The sequence below is a fragment of the Vibrio sp. 2-2(8) genome, from assembly GCF_963888495.1.
GTDB lineage: Bacteria > Pseudomonadota > Gammaproteobacteria > Enterobacterales > Vibrionaceae > Vibrio > Vibrio anguillarum.
In genome coordinates this window covers 13,472-31,202 of sequence record NZ_CAWPJM010000054.1, presented here as the reverse complement: position 1 = coordinate 31,202, position 17,731 = coordinate 13,472, and the positions used below count along the sequence as shown (strand labels likewise).

15 protein-coding genes are annotated in these 17,731 nt (G+C 45.9%); 3 read left to right on the top strand and 12 right to left on the bottom strand.

The window, feature by feature from the left end; genetic code table 11:
- Positions 1–27: 27 nt before the first annotated feature.
- The 12 genes from AACV12_RS16590 to AACV12_RS16535 all read right to left on the bottom strand — a co-directional run bounded on the left by AACV12_RS16590 (position 28) and on the right by AACV12_RS16535 (position 12,799).
- A complete protein-coding gene (locus AACV12_RS16590; RefSeq protein WP_013857881.1) occupies positions 28–603 on the bottom strand; it encodes a prepilin-type N-terminal cleavage/methylation domain-containing protein in 576 nt (191 codons plus the stop codon).
- Between the two features lie 95 nt (positions 604–698).
- Positions 699–1,160: a hypothetical protein gene (locus tag AACV12_RS16585; protein WP_017046652.1), complete on the bottom strand. Its 462-nt coding sequence runs from the start codon at positions 1,158–1,160 to the stop codon at positions 699–701.
- Between the two features lie 10 nt (positions 1,161–1,170).
- Positions 1,171–2,388 carry a type II secretion system F family protein gene (locus AACV12_RS16580; RefSeq protein WP_013857883.1) on the bottom strand — a complete coding sequence of 406 codons (1,218 nt, stop codon included), beginning with the start codon at positions 2,386–2,388 and terminating at the stop codon, positions 1,171–1,173.
- Positions 2,389–2,400: 12 nt separating this feature from the next.
- On the bottom strand, positions 2,401–4,125 hold the full coding sequence (locus AACV12_RS16575) for a GspE/PulE family protein (RefSeq protein ID WP_064624286.1): 1,725 nt from the start codon (positions 4,123–4,125) through the stop codon (positions 2,401–2,403).
- Positions 4,115–5,245, bottom strand: a complete 1,131-nt coding sequence (locus tag AACV12_RS16570; protein ID WP_170901007.1) for a tetratricopeptide repeat protein — start codon at positions 5,243–5,245, stop codon at positions 4,115–4,117. Before AACV12_RS16570 ends, AACV12_RS16575 begins: the two co-directional genes overlap by 11 nt.
- Positions 5,242–6,087: an ExeA family protein gene (locus AACV12_RS16565; RefSeq protein WP_026029164.1), complete on the bottom strand. Its 846-nt coding sequence runs from the start codon at positions 6,085–6,087 to the stop codon at positions 5,242–5,244. The genes AACV12_RS16570 and AACV12_RS16565 overlap by 4 nt, the downstream gene beginning before the upstream one ends.
- Positions 6,088–6,092: 5 nt before the next feature.
- Positions 6,093–7,721, bottom strand: a complete 1,629-nt coding sequence (mshL, locus tag AACV12_RS16560) for a pilus (MSHA type) biogenesis protein MshL (RefSeq protein WP_013857887.1) — start codon at positions 7,719–7,721, stop codon at positions 6,093–6,095.
- A 14-nt stretch (positions 7,722–7,735) separates the two neighbouring features.
- Positions 7,736–8,062: an MSHA biogenesis protein MshK gene (locus AACV12_RS16555; protein ID WP_170901005.1), complete on the bottom strand. Its 327-nt coding sequence runs from the start codon at positions 8,060–8,062 to the stop codon at positions 7,736–7,738.
- Positions 8,052–8,696: a type II secretion system protein GspM gene (gene gspM / locus AACV12_RS16550; RefSeq protein ID WP_170901003.1), complete on the bottom strand. Its 645-nt coding sequence runs from the start codon at positions 8,694–8,696 to the stop codon at positions 8,052–8,054. The genes AACV12_RS16555 and gspM overlap by 11 nt, the downstream gene beginning before the upstream one ends.
- Positions 8,693–10,135, bottom strand: coding sequence for a hypothetical protein (locus AACV12_RS16545; protein WP_017046644.1), 1,443 nt, complete (start codon positions 10,133–10,135; stop codon positions 8,693–8,695). Before AACV12_RS16545 ends, gspM begins: the two co-directional genes overlap by 4 nt.
- 12 nt (positions 10,136–10,147) lie before the next feature.
- Complete coding sequence (csrD, locus tag AACV12_RS16540; RefSeq protein WP_170901000.1) at positions 10,148–12,136, bottom strand: RNase E specificity factor CsrD; 1,989 nt, start codon at positions 12,134–12,136, stop codon at positions 10,148–10,150.
- A 129-nt stretch (positions 12,137–12,265) separates the two neighbouring features.
- Positions 12,266–12,799: a single-stranded DNA-binding protein gene (locus tag AACV12_RS16535; protein ID WP_013857892.1), complete on the bottom strand. Its 534-nt coding sequence runs from the start codon at positions 12,797–12,799 to the stop codon at positions 12,266–12,268.
- Positions 12,800–13,084: 285 nt separating this feature from the next.
- Here AACV12_RS16535 and AACV12_RS16530 point away from each other — a divergent pair, with 285 nt between their 5' ends.
- The 3 genes from AACV12_RS16530 to uvrA all read left to right on the top strand — a co-directional run bounded on the left by AACV12_RS16530 (position 13,085) and on the right by uvrA (position 17,710).
- Entirely contained in the window at positions 13,085–13,732 is a 648-nt protein-coding gene (locus tag AACV12_RS16530) for a LuxR C-terminal-related transcriptional regulator (RefSeq protein WP_026027842.1), read from the top strand.
- Between the two features lie 117 nt (positions 13,733–13,849).
- Positions 13,850–14,719 carry a UTP--glucose-1-phosphate uridylyltransferase GalU gene (gene galU, locus AACV12_RS16525; RefSeq protein ID WP_013857894.1) on the top strand — a complete coding sequence of 290 codons (870 nt, stop codon included), beginning with the start codon at positions 13,850–13,852 and terminating at the stop codon, positions 14,717–14,719.
- Positions 14,720–14,887: 168 nt separating this feature from the next.
- A complete protein-coding gene (uvrA, locus tag AACV12_RS16520; RefSeq protein ID WP_026029161.1) occupies positions 14,888–17,710 on the top strand; it encodes an excinuclease ABC subunit UvrA in 2,823 nt (940 codons plus the stop codon).
- The last annotated feature ends 21 nt before the right edge of the window (positions 17,711–17,731 follow it).

The window sequence follows — 17,731 nt, the reverse complement described above, 5'->3', positions numbered from 1 at the left end:
TCTCTATGTTTTAATCAATGCGCAGACTTACTGCAAAGTGACGGTCACACGACCAGTTTTTATCTCATACACAAACTGGTGCGCGGTTCCGCCCTCTTTTTGCACATAAGTACAAGTGGCTTGACCGTCATCGGCTTGTGCTGAATATTTTACATTAGCGTTATTGGCTGCATTAGCGACTGTGTCAACTTTTGGTGGGTTTTGCAGCAAATTATCCATTAAATCAATACATGACTGATCCGTAATCGCCGCTGGATAACTGGTATTATCGGTATTGAGCGCCAACGGATAACCGTCCCTAAAACCTGTTGCGGCCCCGCTGCTATCTGTAGAGCGAGTCAGCCAGAAATTGACACCATCATAGTTGACGGTGTTTTGTTTTTCCGAGCCCAAAGTCACAGAGGTTCTTGCCTGAGCTTCCCACTGAGCACGCGCCGATAGAACACCAGTAGCAAAACCACCGGCAACCCCTTCGATGCTGGCTTTTTTCGCTTCATCGGTGACATCTAAAAAGCGGGGTAGCGCTGCAACGGCTAATAAGCCGACAACCACAATCACTACGACTAATTCAACTAAGGAAAAGCCCGTTTGTTTGTTATCCATGCTCTACCTATCTCTTTGTTATTACCGTGTATTATACGCACTTGTTCTCGCATCGCTACGGGGCGAGTGCCCATTTCACTGCTTATGTCGAAAACTCATGCTGAAAAATCGACGCTTACTGTAAACTTATCCCTTAAAAGTTCAATGGTTATCACCTGTTTTTGACTGTAAACATAGCGACATTGATACTGATTTGCTTGATGTGCCGACTCAATTGAAATCACTTTGCTTTCAAGCAGTTGTTCATCTGGGTATAGCAGGCTTAACCAATAACGACAATCTATACTTGATTCATTCTCAGCCAATGGTAACACCCAGCCCGTTGTACTCATATTGAGTAATCGACCATTCGCGATTAAAGTTGAGGGCCGCCCCTTTAATAACCAATCTTGCTTATAAAAATTGGCACTTTCTACGATTTTACTGCTCGCCATCGCTAATGCGGTTTGATTGGCTTCTTTTTCTATCGACTGCCATGCTGATAGCAAAGCCATCAAAAGAACAAATACAATCAACCCCCAAATTACGAACTGAGAACGCTCTATCGCCGTTTTCATCTGACAACCTTTATCCTTTGATCGCGTCGAGCATTCCCCACATTGGCAAAAAGATGCCAAGTGCCAGCACCAACACCATAGCGGCAACAATCACCAATAAAATCGGCTCTATGCGCGCGGTGAGGGTTTTGAGATCGTAATCCACCTCTCTATCATAGAAGTCCGCGACTTCAAGTAGCAACTCATCAATGCGCCCTGTCTCTTCACCCACCGAAATCATCTGAATAACTAATGGCGTAAAAATATTGGCGTTTACCGCGGTGGTGGATACGCTTGTTCCCGCTTCAATGGCAGCTTTCATTTCTAACAGGCGAGATTCTAGAAATTTGTTATCCAACGCTTCGGCAGATAATGCTATCGATTGGTTTAACGGCACCCCCGCTTTCAACATCAAGGCAAAAGTTCGAGAAAAACGCGCCAATTGCGCTCGGTTCACTATGCCGCCGACAATAGGCATTCTTAAGCGAAACTTATCCCACTTTTGACGCCCTGCGGCTGTGCTCAACCAAGCTCTGAAAGCAAATAAACACCCAAGCAATACGCCTATCATCATCGGCCAGTAGTTGACAAAGAAATCTGACATACCAATTAAAATGCGAGTTGGCAGCGGTAAATCAACCCCGAAACGGCTAAACATGCTAGTAAATTGTGGGATCACTTTAACGTTGAGAATGAACATCGCGACCAAAATAAAGCTGATAACAAAACTCGGATAACGCATCGCCGTTTTAATCCGTTTACGAGTTTCGACTTCTTGCTCGTAGTAATGAGACAATTGCAACAAGGCTTCATCAAGCCGCCCTGTGTTCTCACCGACGTGGATCATCGACACAAACAACGGGCTAAAGACTTTCGGGTACATCTGCATTGAGCTCGATAAACTGCGCCCGTTGGTTAGCTCATTACTAACCGCTTCCAATGCTTCTTTAAGCTGTTTATTGGCACAATTTTGGATAAGTCCTTTCATCGAGCGCAGCAGCGGCACTCCCGCCTTGGTCAAGCTGTAAAGCTGACGACAGAAGATTACCAACACCTCAAGTGGCACACTTGGGGTAAACAGCGATTTCCAATCAATCGAAAAATCAGCCCCTTGGTCTGACGAAATTAAGGTCGGAATCACGCCTTTGTTAAATAGCGCTTCCGCCGCGAGCTCTTCTGTCGGGGCATCAACATGCCCCGAGGTTTTGCTACCATCTAAATTTCGACCCTGATAACGATACGTTGGCATGAGTAACCTTAACTATAGATAGATGGCTTGAATGATGCCGGATGAATCACCTTCACCTAAGCTCATCACTTCATCTAAACTGACAACCCCTTGTAGCGCCAACTCCATCGCCGAAGCTAGCAGCGGTTTGTACTGCTTCGACTGACGAGCGGCTTGCGCAAAACTAACCGCATCGTTGGCGCGCAGCGCATCCATCATCTCGTGTTCAAGTTCTAGCATTTCAAAAACCCCAATTCGCCCACGGTACCCCGTCAAATTGCAGTTCTGGCACCCACGCCCACGTGTAAAAGCCGCTTCAACTTGATTTGGGAAACGCACCGTCAGCCACTGTTTGCGCGCTTCATCAACCTCATCCACCGCTTTACAATCGGGGCACACTTTACGCACTAAACGTTGGGCAACCACCGCCCGCACGGCGCTGGCCACTAAATAACCCGGCGCGCCCATGTCCATCATGCGCAAGGCGCTATCAACCGCATCATTGGTGTGTAAGGTGCTCAACACTAAGTGGCCGGTTAAGGCCGCGCGCAAACCAATTTCAACGGTTTCTTGATCGCGCATCTCCCCGACTAGAATAATGTCCGGGTCTTGACGCAAAAAGGTTCTCAGCACCGTTGAGAAATCAAGGTCAATTTTAGGGTTGATCTGCACTTGGCTGATGCGTGGCAATCGGTACTCAACCGGATCTTCTGCGGTAATGATTTTTTTACCGGGAACATTGAGCTCTGATAACGCGCCGTACAGCGTCGTCGTTTTCCCTGAGCCGGTTGGGCCGGTCACTAAGATCATGCCGTGTGGACGTTTCAGTTGATGACGTAAACGCTGTAAAATATCATCAGGAATACCTGACTCTTCCAGTTTACGAACTCCGGATGATTGGTTGAGCAAACGCATCACCACCGATTCACCGTATTGTACTGGCATGGTCGACATACGAATATCGACCGATTGACCTTTGGCTCGGATATTAAAACGGCCATCTTGTGGGAGGCGTTTTTCTGAGATATCAAGATTGGCCATCAATTTTAAACGCAGCACTAAAGCCGAAGCGATGTTGGTTTCATTGAGTAGGGTTTCGTGTAATACCCCATCAATCCGCTGGCGCAAACGCAATACGTTGGCATCAGGTTCGATATGAATATCAGACGCCCCGACCTGAATCGCATCTTCAAATAGAGAGTTGATGAGCTTAACAACGGTCACTTCATCACTGTCATCATCACCGATATCGAAATCAAAGGCGGTATTGCCTTGGTGTTCCAGTTGTAGCTGCTCGGCAAAGGACGCAATTTCTTTGGTGCGGCGATAGTAACGATCAAACCCTTCAACCAATTGTTTTTCTGGAGCAATAACAAATTCAAAACTGTATTGGGGTAATTGAGTGAGCAGAGATTCTTGAGCAAACAGATCCGCAGGATCACTCATTGCGATGCGCAGCGTGTCGCCATTTTTGCCAATGATTAAGGCGCGTAAACGGCGTGCATGTACTTCCGGGAGGATCTGCACTGCATCAATATCGACATTGGCTCGGCTGAGATCGATCAGCGGCAGCGAAAGTTGCTGCGATAAGAAGCTAAGCATCTGCTGCTCTGACAAAAAGCCGAGTTCGATCAGTGTGTCACCCAGTTTACGTCCACTGCGTTTTTGCGCAGCAAGCGCTTGTTCAACTTGATTTTCAGTGATGATCCCTTCTTCAACCAGCAGATCACCTAAGCGTTTTCGTAGCTTAATTTGCACTCGCACTCTCCTCTAAACTGCTTAGTACGACTAGGCGATCACGAATAAACAGTTGTGACTGACTCGAGAGGCCAACTTTCGCAAGCGCTTGTTGGTAGGTATATTTGGCCGCCTGAAAATCCATCGTGCGCTCTTGTGCTATCGCAAGCCCTAACCACCAGCGTGCGTTCTCAGCATCAAGCTTGACTAAGCGTTGATAGCTTTCTAATGCGAGTGAATCTTGCTTGGCTTTTTGTGCCAAGGCTGCCCTTAGCGAGAGATAATCGATCGAAGCATTGTCAGGTAAATGAACTAGAGGGGTTAACGCCGCTTCACTCTGCTTCTCTTTAATCAGCAATTTAGCTAACGCGATCCGCAAACTTTCTCCGTTATGATTGAGCTTTATACCGCTTTGTAAAATTTCAAAAGCTTTGCGCGCATCACCTTTGCCGTAATAGAGCGCGGATAATTTTTGACGGGCGAGTTCATTTTCTGGGGTAAAGCGTAGCACTTCACTGTACGCATCCAGTGCCTCTTTGAGCTCATTGCTGTCCACGGCTTTATCAGCGCGGCTCATTGCTTTTACCGCCAGTTGCTCTGGCGTCAAATCCACTTGTTCAATCAAAACACTTGAGATTTCTTGGCCACTTTCAGCACCGAGCGCGACCGCACGGTTAGAATGCAACGGCTGTTGATTGGCTAAGGCCGAATCCTGTTTAACCGTCACTGTGGGCATTGCTGAATTTGACGTTTTTTTGTCTACTGCAACAACGGCAGTTTGGTAAACGGGACGGTGAACCGGAACAATTTTGGTGGTCGGGGAAACAAGCGCAGGCGAAGAGCTTCGCTCATCAACCTCTAACAACAGGCTCTTAGGTTCATTCACTATCGCTTGATTGGCCAGTGTCTGACTGACCACTGTTTGACTGACCATTGTTTGGTCAACCGCAGCTTGGTCAACCATAGCTTGCTGCTGTGACACCGCCCATCCACCGACCGCTAAGCTAGCAGCAAACCCGGCTACCATCCACAACCAAGCGCGGCTGCGTTTTACTTTCGCAACTTGCGCTGGTTGCAAGTTCACCACCGATTGGCGTTGCGCTTGTGCCAGTTTTGATAGTGCATCGTTCATCGCACTCATGATTGACTCCATCCCCACATAAAAGGGCGTTTAAACTTAGGCTTACAGGTATCAAACGTATCGTGAATCGCTGTAAATAGGTGCTGATTGCGAATCGTGCTGTCGTTTTGCGTAAAAGCCAGCAACAGAGCTTTGTGACACACTTGGTTAATCAAACGAGGGGTGCCATAACTGGCTCGCCACAACGCTTTTTTCTGTTCAAGATTAAACAGTTGCGCATCACCTCCGGCTTTGCTCAAGCGGCTCTCGATATAAGCGACTGTTTCATCTAAAGAGAGCGGCCGCAGATAAGCGCTAAAAGTAATTCGTTGGCGAAATTGGCGCAGATGGTGCTGCGCTAAACGCTCATCGAGCTCTGGTTGGCCGATCAACACCAGTTGCAACAACTTTGTGTATTCTGTTTCTAAATTGCCGAATAAACGCAGCACTTCTAATGCATCGTCTGGTAACGCTTGTGCTTCATCAACAATCGCGACTACTCGTTTCCCCTGCTGCTTTAGCACAATCAATTGTTGCTGAATACGATCAACAATATCCGCATCATCTTGCTTACTAAGGCCTAGTTCGCTGGCGACAGCTTGGCGAAGTTCTCGACCATTAAGCGCTGGGTTGGGTAAGTAAATCAGTGCAATATGATCATGTAAATGATTGATCAACATACGACACACCATGGTTTTTCCGGTTCCGACTTCTCCGGTTATCTTGATCACCCCTTCGCCTAAATCAATGGCAGCACTCACTGTCTGAATCGCCTCGTAATGTGGCGCTAAGCCTAAAAACAGTGATGTATTAGGCGTGAGATGAAAAGGCAGTTGCTCAAAACCAAAGTGCTCAAGATACATGATGTTTATTCTTCGTCTGGGAACCACTCCTGTAGTAGTTCACGCGAGCGTTCGAGCTCTTTTTGCCACGTATTAACACCCACAACCGTTGGTTTCAGCAAAATCACCAATTCGGTTTTCTCAGTCAGCTCAGAGGTGTTACGAAACAGATATCCTAAACCGGGTAAATCCCCCAAAAAAGGGACTTTAGATACTTGATTGGAGGTGTTGGATTTCATTAATCCACCAATCACCACCACGTCACCATCTTGTGCGCGGATTACCGAGTCTGATTCGCGGATCGTACTGCGCGCTAATGGCAACACAATTTGGTTGCCTGCATATTCAATTTGTTTCGTCTGCTCGTCGACTTCAATCACAGCGGGGTGCACGTGCAATAGCACATTGCCTTGGTCATCAATTTGTGGCGTCACGTCAAGCGAGATACCCGAGAAAAATGGCGTTAGTTGGATATCTGGTGCAACATTAGAGTTATCGCCATTACCAACCACACCCGTCACGTCAGTGACATAGTATTCATCAGTGCCGACTTTGATCACCGCTTTTTGGTTGTTAGCAGCAGTGACTCTTGGGCTGGATAGGACATTCAAATCACCCTGAGTTCCCATAAAATTAAGCACCGCTTCAAAACTACCATCTGAAATGGTGACATTGGTTTGGCCTTGCAACAGAGTGCCTATCGCATCCATCCCCGGCAGTAACGAAGCCGCACTACCGACCTTATTAATCACAACATCACCATTGCCAAAGGACATATTTGACCAATTGATCCCTTGCTGGTAACCATCGCTCAAGGTGACTTCTAAAATTTTTGCTTCAAGGATCACTTGTCGCTGCAGACGTTGCTGAGAAATGCCTAGAAACTCTCGCACTTCACGTATTTCATCTGGGTAGGCTCGAACAGTGATTACGCTCGCTTGTGGCGTGACAACAACGCCTTGACCTTTGCCCGAGCCAATCAGCTGTGCAACGGCTTTTTCAAGCTGCGGCCAGAAATCGCTTTCACTGGTGGTTTCAATTTCCGTTCCACCTTTCGAATTACTAGATGAGTTACTCGAATTGGAATTAGAACTGGAATTTGAGCTAGAACTACTCGAGGAACTAGAACCGGTATCCGTATTAGTGATCGTACCGGTGGTGATGGAAGTTAAAGAACGGCCCGTACGTTTAAGTTGTAAATAATCAACCGGGATAGTCACAGTACGAAGGCCTGACGGGTAAACCTGAATCACTTTACCCTTTTTGATAATTTCATAGCCATACATGTCACGAACGACGGCCAATACATCATCCAAAGTCACGTCGGTTAGATTTACCGTTACACTTCCAGTAACTTCAGGGTGGATGGCGGCACTAAACTCAGTTCCTTTCACTAAACTGGCAAAAAATACCCTTGCATCCACATTATCAGCTTGGATACGAAAGCGTTTAACCGTTTCTTGACTGCGCGCTGTGATTCCCTCAATGTCAGGCATCAAGTCAGCTTCTACGGAGGCCGGTAGAACGGCTAGATTTCGGCTGTTGGCTTCATTAATCGCCTGATTCAAAGACTGTTTCATCTCAACTGGATCGCGATGTCCCATAGAACAGCCCATTAAGGATACGATGACTACGCCTAATACGATTTTACGCATACGATTTCTATACCTTACTGCTTGATGTCCAGAGAAAAGAGGCCTAAATCCCACATCTTTCCTCTGCGAGAAAGGGTCACTTGCTGTGGCTCAATGGCTTCTACTGTGTAGCCAAATAGCGACTCTCCGATGCCAACCACTTGATCGTTAAGCACTGCCACACAAGGTATGCTTTGTTGGCATACAATACTTTGCAACCTAGGTAGCGGGTAACTCTCTATCTTATTGACAGGTGATGCGCTCTCACTCGCCCAACCTAATGGCGCGGTAGGATCTTGCGCTGCCCAACTACTGCATACAAAACACATCAACAGCAGTGAAAAAACGGATCTAACCACCAATAAACTCCTGTCTAATGCCTAATGTGTACACTTCCATAATGACTCTGGCTTGGGGGTAATTTTCTACCTTGTATTGGAAATGACGCCAATAATACTTCATCGGTAAACTTTCTAAATTGGTCAAATAATTCAATATCGCGAAGTAATTACCGGTGAACTCCAATCTCACAGGATGAACATAATAGCCTGAATATTCAGATGATTGGTTGTTATTTGCAATCGGCTCTGCTGCCAATGACTCCATGGAGACCAACGTCAACTCTGGGCTGGTTGCCAAAACACTTTCAAGCAATTGCGCCATCTTCGCGGGTGTAATCAGTGAATCAACCAATGCTGCCAGCTCAAGCGAGAGAGTTTGGCTCTGCGTCATTAACTGTTTGAATTCTAGATTAATCTCTTGATTAGGATCTTTATTAAGCTTAGCAGTCAATAACAGAATTTCACCTTGCATTCGCTGGTTTATCTGCTCAACAGACTGAAGCTGCAACCGATTAGCCGCCACAGATTTCATCGCAGGTTCGAGTAACAAGCTAAACAAGAGCAGTGTAATCACCACTAAGCCACACAGGGCGATCAACATTTTTTCACGCGAACTGATGGCTAAGAATTTGTTGCTGATGCTCTGCCAATTCATTGGCTATCCTCCGCTTTAGTTTTAAGCTCAAAGATGAGAATGCCTTGCTCATTGCGCGCTATTTTTAACTTTTCAAAACTACGTCCCACTAGGTTCAGTTCGCTTTTAAACTGACTTAACCAGTTTGGAATATCTTTCGCCTCTCTGGCTAAGCCTTGCAAATCGAGCTGCTCATGTTGAATGGTAATGGTCGTTAATGAAATATCATCACGGCTGAGTGTGGCGAGCGAACGCATGACTCCTGAGTAACCGACCTGTTGTGATTGATCAAACTCATTAATCGAATCCAATGTGGCTTGTTTGCCCTTAATTTGCTGCTTCAAACGCTCAATCGCCGCCATTTTTTCAACCGATGGCTTATGCTTATCAACTTTCTGTTTGGTCGTTTCTAATTCAGCAGCAAGGACTTTATTTTGCGCTTGTTTAGCTTGTAGCTGCTGTTGCAATTGACTATTTTGCCATTGATAACTGGCATAGGCCAATAGCATCACTAAAGCGACAATGCCCCAAATCGCGCAGACCATGGACAGTGAAAAATACTCTTTCTTCGGCTTAAGATGCGCCGGGTATAAATTGAGCATTGAATCGTCAATGCGAGTCACTTGCTCCACCAGCAGATGCGCCGAACTCGGTAACCGCTCATCAAGCAGGGAAACTTTGACATTTAGGCGTTCATTTAATGCATCGACCAACTCTTGCTGCGCTTCTTCATCACACAGCACTTTTAGCTGATGTAATGAGGCCCCTTTAAGCTGCGAGGAAAGGTAATCGATCGAACGTTGCAGTTCTAACGCTAAACCATCGAGCTGTAAAACCGAGCTGGCGACGCCAGTAATGGGAGAGACAACACCTCTCATCGTGCGTTGAAAACAGCATTTTTGGTCCACAAATGCGTCAAACTTAAAACTGCTGTTTTTACTGCGCTGTAGCAGCAAAAAATGTTCAAGATCACCGGCACTTCTCGCCCACACTTCATCTTCGGGAATTACTTTGCCTAACTCTAAACCCATCGCACTCAGTTGCGACGCCACTTCCAATACCGTGCGTTTTGAGACCACGTAGGCTTGAATTTTATTATCTGCGGGTAACGGAAAAGCATCAGCGATGATGTCAGTGACTTTCTCTGTCACCAGATCTTTCAATAAAAATGGCAGGGCGACTGACCACTCTTCTTTGGGTAACTGCGGTTTTTCTATTTGATAAGTTTGATAAAAATGAGCATGGAGGACAAGGTTAATTACCGTGCCCTTGATGTTGAGCGGTTTGAGTGCGTGAAAGAGTACCTGTTGCCACGTTGCACCATCAAGCGGGATCTCTGTCGGCAAAGTCGCATCATCCAAAGCCGAGAAATAGAGAGCATCAGGTCTTACGACAACGAACAATTGCCGCAACGTCGCTTTAGATGGTTTTAATTTATCAATCAGTGACTGAAGATTCATATAGGTTCGCTTTTATTTTTTACGCCAACGATTTCTTCGCCCTAAGGTCACGCTAGGGCTAATTATTTTCTCAGGTAACAAAGGCTGTTCTTCTTCAAACAGTCGGCCTTGCCCACCATGAATGCCTAGGTTTTTTAGCGTTTGCCACTCTTGCTCTGTTTCGACACCGACCGCAATAACTTGAGTCTGAGTACCGCCACAAGCACCGATCATGCTACGAACAAACAGCTGATTTTCATGCCGTTGGTCTATTTTCTTCATCAAACTGCGGTGTAACTTAAGGAAATCAATCTTAAGATCTTTTATGTAGTGAGTGCTGACAATCGTTCTGCCAGCCTGCCCTACTACTACCTTAGCACCGAGGCCGGAGATCATCTTAATAACGGGGCGCATATAATCGAGATGCTGTACTAACCGACCTTCAGGAAACTCAAAAGAGAGCTGCGATCGGCTACTCGAGGTCAGTTGCAGCAATTCATGTCGAAACCACTTAAAATACGACTTATCGGCGAATGGGACGACATGCAAGTTCACTGACACATTGACCTTAACTTCAGAGCGTTTGAGCAAACGAACCACCTGCAGCAACACGGCTCGATCCATCACCATTTCATAACCTACAGTTTCTAAAGCAGAATGAAAGCGAGAGGCTTTTATGACACCTTGTTCTGGATCATCAATACGCGCAAACAACTCATCGTGCAGCCATACTAAATCATTCGTCTTTTCAAGCAAATAGCAAGGTTGACGGAATAAAATTATTTTCTCAGGCGTCAGCACCTGATCAAACAAAGTTCGCCAACGCACACTGCCGCGTTCCTCTTGGAAAAAAGTACTCTTTTTAAAGCGGCTCCACGTATTCACTCGCTGTAACTGAGCACTTTTTAAGGCCGTTTCTGCCTCATCCAACACTCGACCACGCCGCTCGCCTTCGCTGTACATACTGATACCTATATGGCACCAGTTTTCTTTATCGAGCGGCTCAGGAGGCGATATGCGCGCTAAAAGCTTCAAACATTGTGTAGCAATAGAAGCGACCTCTTTTACCCCTTGGTGCGGCACAAAAATGGCAAAATCGGTATCGTAATAGCGAGATAAAATAACATCCGGGTAACGCTGTATGACGTTAGAGATGTTCTCCCCGACTTCCACAACGAGATCATCCGCTGCTTTTTTATCATTTTCTTCGCACAGAGAATCCCAATCATCGATACGCACTAACAAAACGCCACCACGCGCGCCATTCTCTAACAAGGCTGATTCCAATTTGCTATCAAAAAGGACACGGTTGGCCGTACCCGTCAACTTATCTAAGAAGGTTTGGGTCCGGATAAAAGTATCAAAGCGGCTACGCTCTTGACGAGCATCTTGCAGCTCATCAATCAGGACATCAAGCGCCTCACTCGCCGTATAAGGCCACTCGCGGTGATCACCTTTGGCGTACTGCTCCACTCGACCGGCGAGAATCATTCGCCCTCGCTCCTCCAACAATTCAGTTCCAAGCAATTGCTCTTTAAGCCACTTTACCCCACGAATCAAACAAAACACGATGAGACCAACTGCCAACGTAATAGACCACATGGCACCCAATGAGTAGCTATAACTGAGATAGGGAGGAACTGCTTTAAAGCTGATGCTGTAGCCTGGATTACGTTCAAGGATAATATCAATATGGTACAAACGGGCAGGGTCGACTTTGGACGAGGTATCTTTAAAACGGTAAATAACGCCAGCTGGTGAAGAGAGCTGCATTTCAACAATGCTACTGGCTTGCAACATTTTGGGCATCCAACGTTGCAATGAATAAGCGGCATCAGGATCTTCTATTTCTTTATCGACTACCTCCACAATTCCTGCTAGGTAGTGATTGAGATATTCTTGTCCAAGCCGTTGAAAAGACAAAGTTCCACCAATAAACAAAATGAACATTGCACTGGTTACGATGAGCGTAACAAAAGCTACTAACCGAGTACTCAGTTTCAGTGTTGGTGTATACCGCATGAATGCTGAATTCCTTTTCAACGTAAACTTTGTCGATCACTAAGCTGTGCTGACAAATAAGAAAATGCTAATAGTGATAACTATATAAAAAAGCCGCGGTTTTCGCGGCTTTTTTCGACATTCGAACGTTTAGAATGGGATGTCGTCATCAAAATCCATTGGTGGTTCATTATACTGAGGTTGAGCCTGTTGAGGAGCTGACTGCTGTTGCTGTGGTTGCTTTTGCATCGCAGGCTGCTGAGGTTGCCCCCATCCGCCACCTTGTTGCTGTTGTTGTGGCATTCCACCTTGCGCTGGAGCACCACCTTGAGCACGGCCACCCAACATTTGCATCACACCATTAAACCCTTGTACGACAACTTCGGTGGTATAACGATCTTGTCCACTTTGATCTTGCCACTTACGAGTTTGTAGCTGACCTTCAATGTACACTTGTGAACCTTTACGTAAGTATTCACCAGCAACTTCAGCTAATTTGCCAAACAGCGCAACACGGTGCCATTCGGTTTTTTCGCGTTGCTCGCCAGTTGCTTTATCACGCCATGAATCTGACGTTGCAATGGTGATATTTGCCACAGCAGCGCCACCAGGCATATAACGAATTTCTGGGTCGTTACCTAGGTTACCCACTAAAATAACTTTATTTACTCCACGGCTTGCCATGTTTTGCTCCGTCTTCCATCATGAGTGTTCTTTAAATAGCTGACTAGGATACCACGCTTTATGCGAGGCACAAATCTTCACAGAAATAGTTGTCAAAATTCATCTCACAATCTTGCTCAATTTCCTATTTTTTAGAACCGCCACCTCTAATTTAAGGATGACAAAACACTCAGTTACCTTACTATATGAAACTAAGCGCAATTTTATTTATCTCGTTGGCTTTATAACCTAATTTCCGTCATTTTCTAGGCAGTTGTCTAACATTCTCGTCAACAGGAAGTGACCATGAGAAAAGCAAACTATACCCGCACCATTTACTTTCTTTGCTTAGATAAAGAACAAGAACACCCTTATATTGACCATTTAACCGATCGGCTTGGACTGCCCATTCCGAAAATTGAGCCTGAAATCCTGCGCCAAACGTATTGTCCAGATAAACACAAAATATTGATGATTGACCATGCCGATTATGCGCTACTGCAGCAACGCTTGGGAAACTGCCCATTAAGCAGTCAGCATCATGAAACGATCCTTATCAATGTGTTGCAAAGATTAACCACGAATGACTTATTAACCTTTGGCCATTTAAAGGGGCTATTTTATAAAAATGACACCCTAGATAAAATTGCATTTGGGCTTGGTGAAATCATTAATGGACAAAATTGGCTACCCAGACACGCTGTAAGCCAGTTACTGCACTACTATCGCTACGCGTTTGAATCCCATACTGCTCAAGTAATTACAGACTTAACCGCCCGCGAAATACAGATCCTCCGCTGCTTACAAACTGGCGCATCGAATAACCAAATGTCGGAAGATTTATTCATCAGTGAATTCACGGTCAAATCACATCTCTACCAAATATTCAAAAAGCTATCGGTCAAAAATAGGGTCCAAGCGATTGCGTGGGCCAATCAAAATATTCTGTCTTAATTATGTGCTTTCACGCAGAATTTAACTGAGTTCACCGCTTTAGTGGTGATAGCGTTTCATAAAGCATGATAAGGTTGCGCCATCAATTAACAATTCAAATAAAAATAAGGTTATAGCATGATCAAAAAATGCCTATTCCCAGCCGCTGGCTACGGTACACGTTTTCTTCCAGCGACCAAATCAATGCCTAAAGAGATGATGCCAGTCGTCAATAAACCCTTGATCGAATATGGTGTTGAAGAGGCGATTCAAGCTGGAATGACCGGGATGTGTATTGTGACTGGGCGTGGAAAACACTCGATCATGGATCACTTCGATAAAAACTATGAGCTAGAGCATCAAATTAGTGGCACCAACAAAGAAGAGCTACTGGTTGATATTCGTGAAATCATTGATACCGCCAACTTCACCTACATTCGTCAACGTGAAATGAAAGGTTTAGGGCATGCGATTTTAACGGGTCGAGAGTTAGTCGGCGATGAACCTTTTGCGGTGGTGCTGGCCGATGACTTATGTGTCAATCAAGAAAAAGGGGTTTTGGCACAAATGGTCGCTCTGTATAAACAGTTCCGCTGCTCAATTGTTGCCGTTCAAGAAGTGCCTGAAAATGAAACACATAAATACGGTGTTATTTCCGGTGAAATGATCAAAGACGATCTGTTCCGAGTGGATGACATGGTTGAAAAACCAGAACCAGGCACCGCACCAAGCAATTTAGCCATCATTGGTCGCTACATTTTAACCCCAGATATTTTTGATCTGATTGAGCAAACAGAGCCGGGTAAAGGTGGCGAAATTCAAATTACCGACGCGCTACTCAAACAAGCGCAATCAGGCTGTGTATTGGCGTATAAATTCAAAGGCCAACGCTTTGACTGTGGTAGCGTAGAAGGCTATATCGAAGCCACTAACTACTGCTTTGAAAACATGTACAAAAAGAACGAACAAAAAGTCGCGTTGGATAAACATTCGACTCATAAAGCTTAAGTAACCGAATGCGTTAGTCACCTAATGCGTTAGTAACCTAGCGCCTCCCCAATAAAAACCACGGCAAGTTCCGTGGTTTTTATTTACTGTTTTTTTATCCAGTACCTATTTGCACAAAACTCACACTATGCAATACTTGCTTAACTTGTGTTACATAGAGCCTAGATGATGGACAAAATTGAAGTTAGGGGCGCTCGAACCCACAACCTGAAAAATATCAACCTGACCATTCCACGCGATAAATTAACGGTGATTACAGGGCTATCAGGCTCGGGGAAGTCGTCTCTCGCCTTTGATACACTCTACGCAGAGGGCCAACGCCGCTATGTTGAATCGCTGTCTGCCTATGCACGCCAATTTTTATCTTTGATGGAAAAACCGGATGTTGACCATATTGAAGGTCTTTCACCGGCTATCTCTATTGAACAAAAATCAACCTCGCATAACCCTCGTTCTACGGTTGGCACCATTACTGAAGTTTATGACTACTTGCGTCTGCTTTATGCGCGAGTCGGTGAGCCGCGTTGCCCTGAGCACAAAGTTCCACTTCGCGCTCAAACCATCAGCCAGATGGTTGATAAGGTATTGGAGTTAGCTGAAGGTTCAAAACTGATGCTGCTTGCACCGATTGTGAAAGAGCGCAAAGGTGAACACGTTAAGACGCTGGAAAACTTGGCCGCGCAAGGTTTTATCCGCGCCCGCATTGATGGTGAAACGTGCGATCTGACTGATCCACCAACCCTTGAGCTGCACAAAAAGCACACCATTGAAGTGGTGGTTGATCGCTTTAAAGTTCGTCCTGACCTACAGCAGCGCCTAGCCGAATCCTTTGAGACAGCGCTCGAGTTGTCAGGCGGTATTGCTGTGGTTACTGATATGGATGGTGAAGGCGAACAGATTGTATTCTCAGCCAATTTTGCTTGTCCACACTGTGGCTACAGTATGCAGGAGTTAGAGCCTCGGCTGTTCTCATTTAATAACCCAGCGGGCGCATGCCACACCTGTGATGGTTTAGGCGTACAACAATATTTTGACCCTGAACGCGTTATCCAAGATAGCCAACTCAGCCTCGCGCAAGGAGCGATTCGTGGCTGGGATCAGAAAAATTACTACTACTTCCAGATGCTCACGTCACTCGCTGCGCATTATGATTTTGATTTACACACCCCATTTAACAAACTGCCTAAAAAGGTTCAGGAAATCATCTTGAAAGGCTCGGGGAAAACTGAGATTGAGTTTAACTACATTAATGACCGTGGTGATATTCGGGTTAAACGCCATCCGTTTGAAGGCATTCTCAATACACTTGAACGGCGTTATCGCGATACAGAATCTAACTCTGTCCGTGAAGATTTGGTGAAATACATCTCGACCAAACCTTGTACCAGTTGTAATGGCACCCGTTTACGCATCGAAGCTCGCAACGTATTTATCAATGACACCGCACTCCCGGAAGTGGTGGAACTGAGCATTGCCGATGCCTTGCAATTTTTCCAATCTCTTGATTTAGAAGGCCAACGAGCACAAATTGCTGAAAAAGTAATGAAAGAGATCAATGACCGTTTGCATTTCCTCGTCAACGTTGGGTTGAATTATCTCAACCTTTCTCGGAGTGCTGAAACCCTATCAGGAGGCGAAGCACAACGGATTCGCTTAGCGAGCCAAATTGGCGCTGGACTCGTTGGGGTAATGTACGTCTTAGATGAGCCATCGATTGGGCTCCACCAGCGTGATAACGAACGGCTATTAAAAACGCTCACACATTTGCGCGATCTAGGCAACACGGTATTAGTTGTAGAGCATGACGAAGACGCCATTCGTATGGCCGATCATGTAATTGATATTGGCCCCGGCGCTGGTGTGCATGGTGGGCAAGTCGTCGCAGAAGGGAATGTGAATGACATTATTTCCAACCCTAATTCGCTCACGGGACAGTACCTGAGCGGCGCGAAAAAAATTGCGATTCCTACCGTGCGTACCCCGAGAGATCCCAAGAAAACGGTGGAGCTTATCGGCGCGTCGGGTAACAACCTCAAGACGGTTGATTTATCAATTCCTGTTGGTTTATTTAGCTGCGTAACCGGAGTTTCAGGCTCCGGTAAATCAACCTTAATTAATGATACCTTTTTTAAAATTGCTCATACGGCCTTAAATGGAGCCACCACAGCAACGCCTGCTCCATATCAAAAAATCAAAGGGTTAGAGCATTTTGATAAGGTCATCGACATTGACCAAAGCCCGATAGGCCGAACTCCCCGCTCAAACCCGGCCACCTATACAGGCATTTTCACGCCGATCCGTGAGCTATTCTCGGGCACTCAAGAGTCTCGCTCTCGAGGCTATAAGCCGGGTCGTTTTAGCTTTAACGTACGCGGTGGACGCTGCGAAGCATGCCAAGGTGATGGTGTGATTAAGGTTGAAATGCACTTTTTACCCGATGTTTACGTGCCATGCGATGTGTGTAAGGGCAAACGCTATAATCGTGAAACATTGGAAGTCCGCTATAAGGGCAAAGCGATTGATGAAGTGTTGGAGATGACCGTCGAAGATGCTTACGCTTTTTTTGAGCCCGTACCGATGATCGCTCGCAAACTCAAAACTTTGATTGACGTGGGTTTATCCTACATACGCCTCGGACAAGCGGCGACGACATTGTCAGGGGGCGAAGCTCAACGCGTCAAACTGGCTCGTGAGCTATCAAAACGCGATACAGGAAAAACCTTGTACATTTTGGATGAGCCAACGACTGGCTTACACTTCCATGATATCCAACAGCTCTTGACCGTACTGCATCGCCTACGCGACCACGGCAATACCGTGGTGGTGATTGAACACAACTTAGATGTGATTAAAACCGCAGACTGGGTGATCGACTTAGGGCCAGAAGGTGGACAAGGCGGCGGCGAAATTATTGCTCAAGGAACGCCCGAAGATGTGGCGCAGATCGAAGGTTCACACACAGCACGCTTTCTTAAGCCTATGTTGAAATAGAAAAAAACGGTAAAGTAAAGA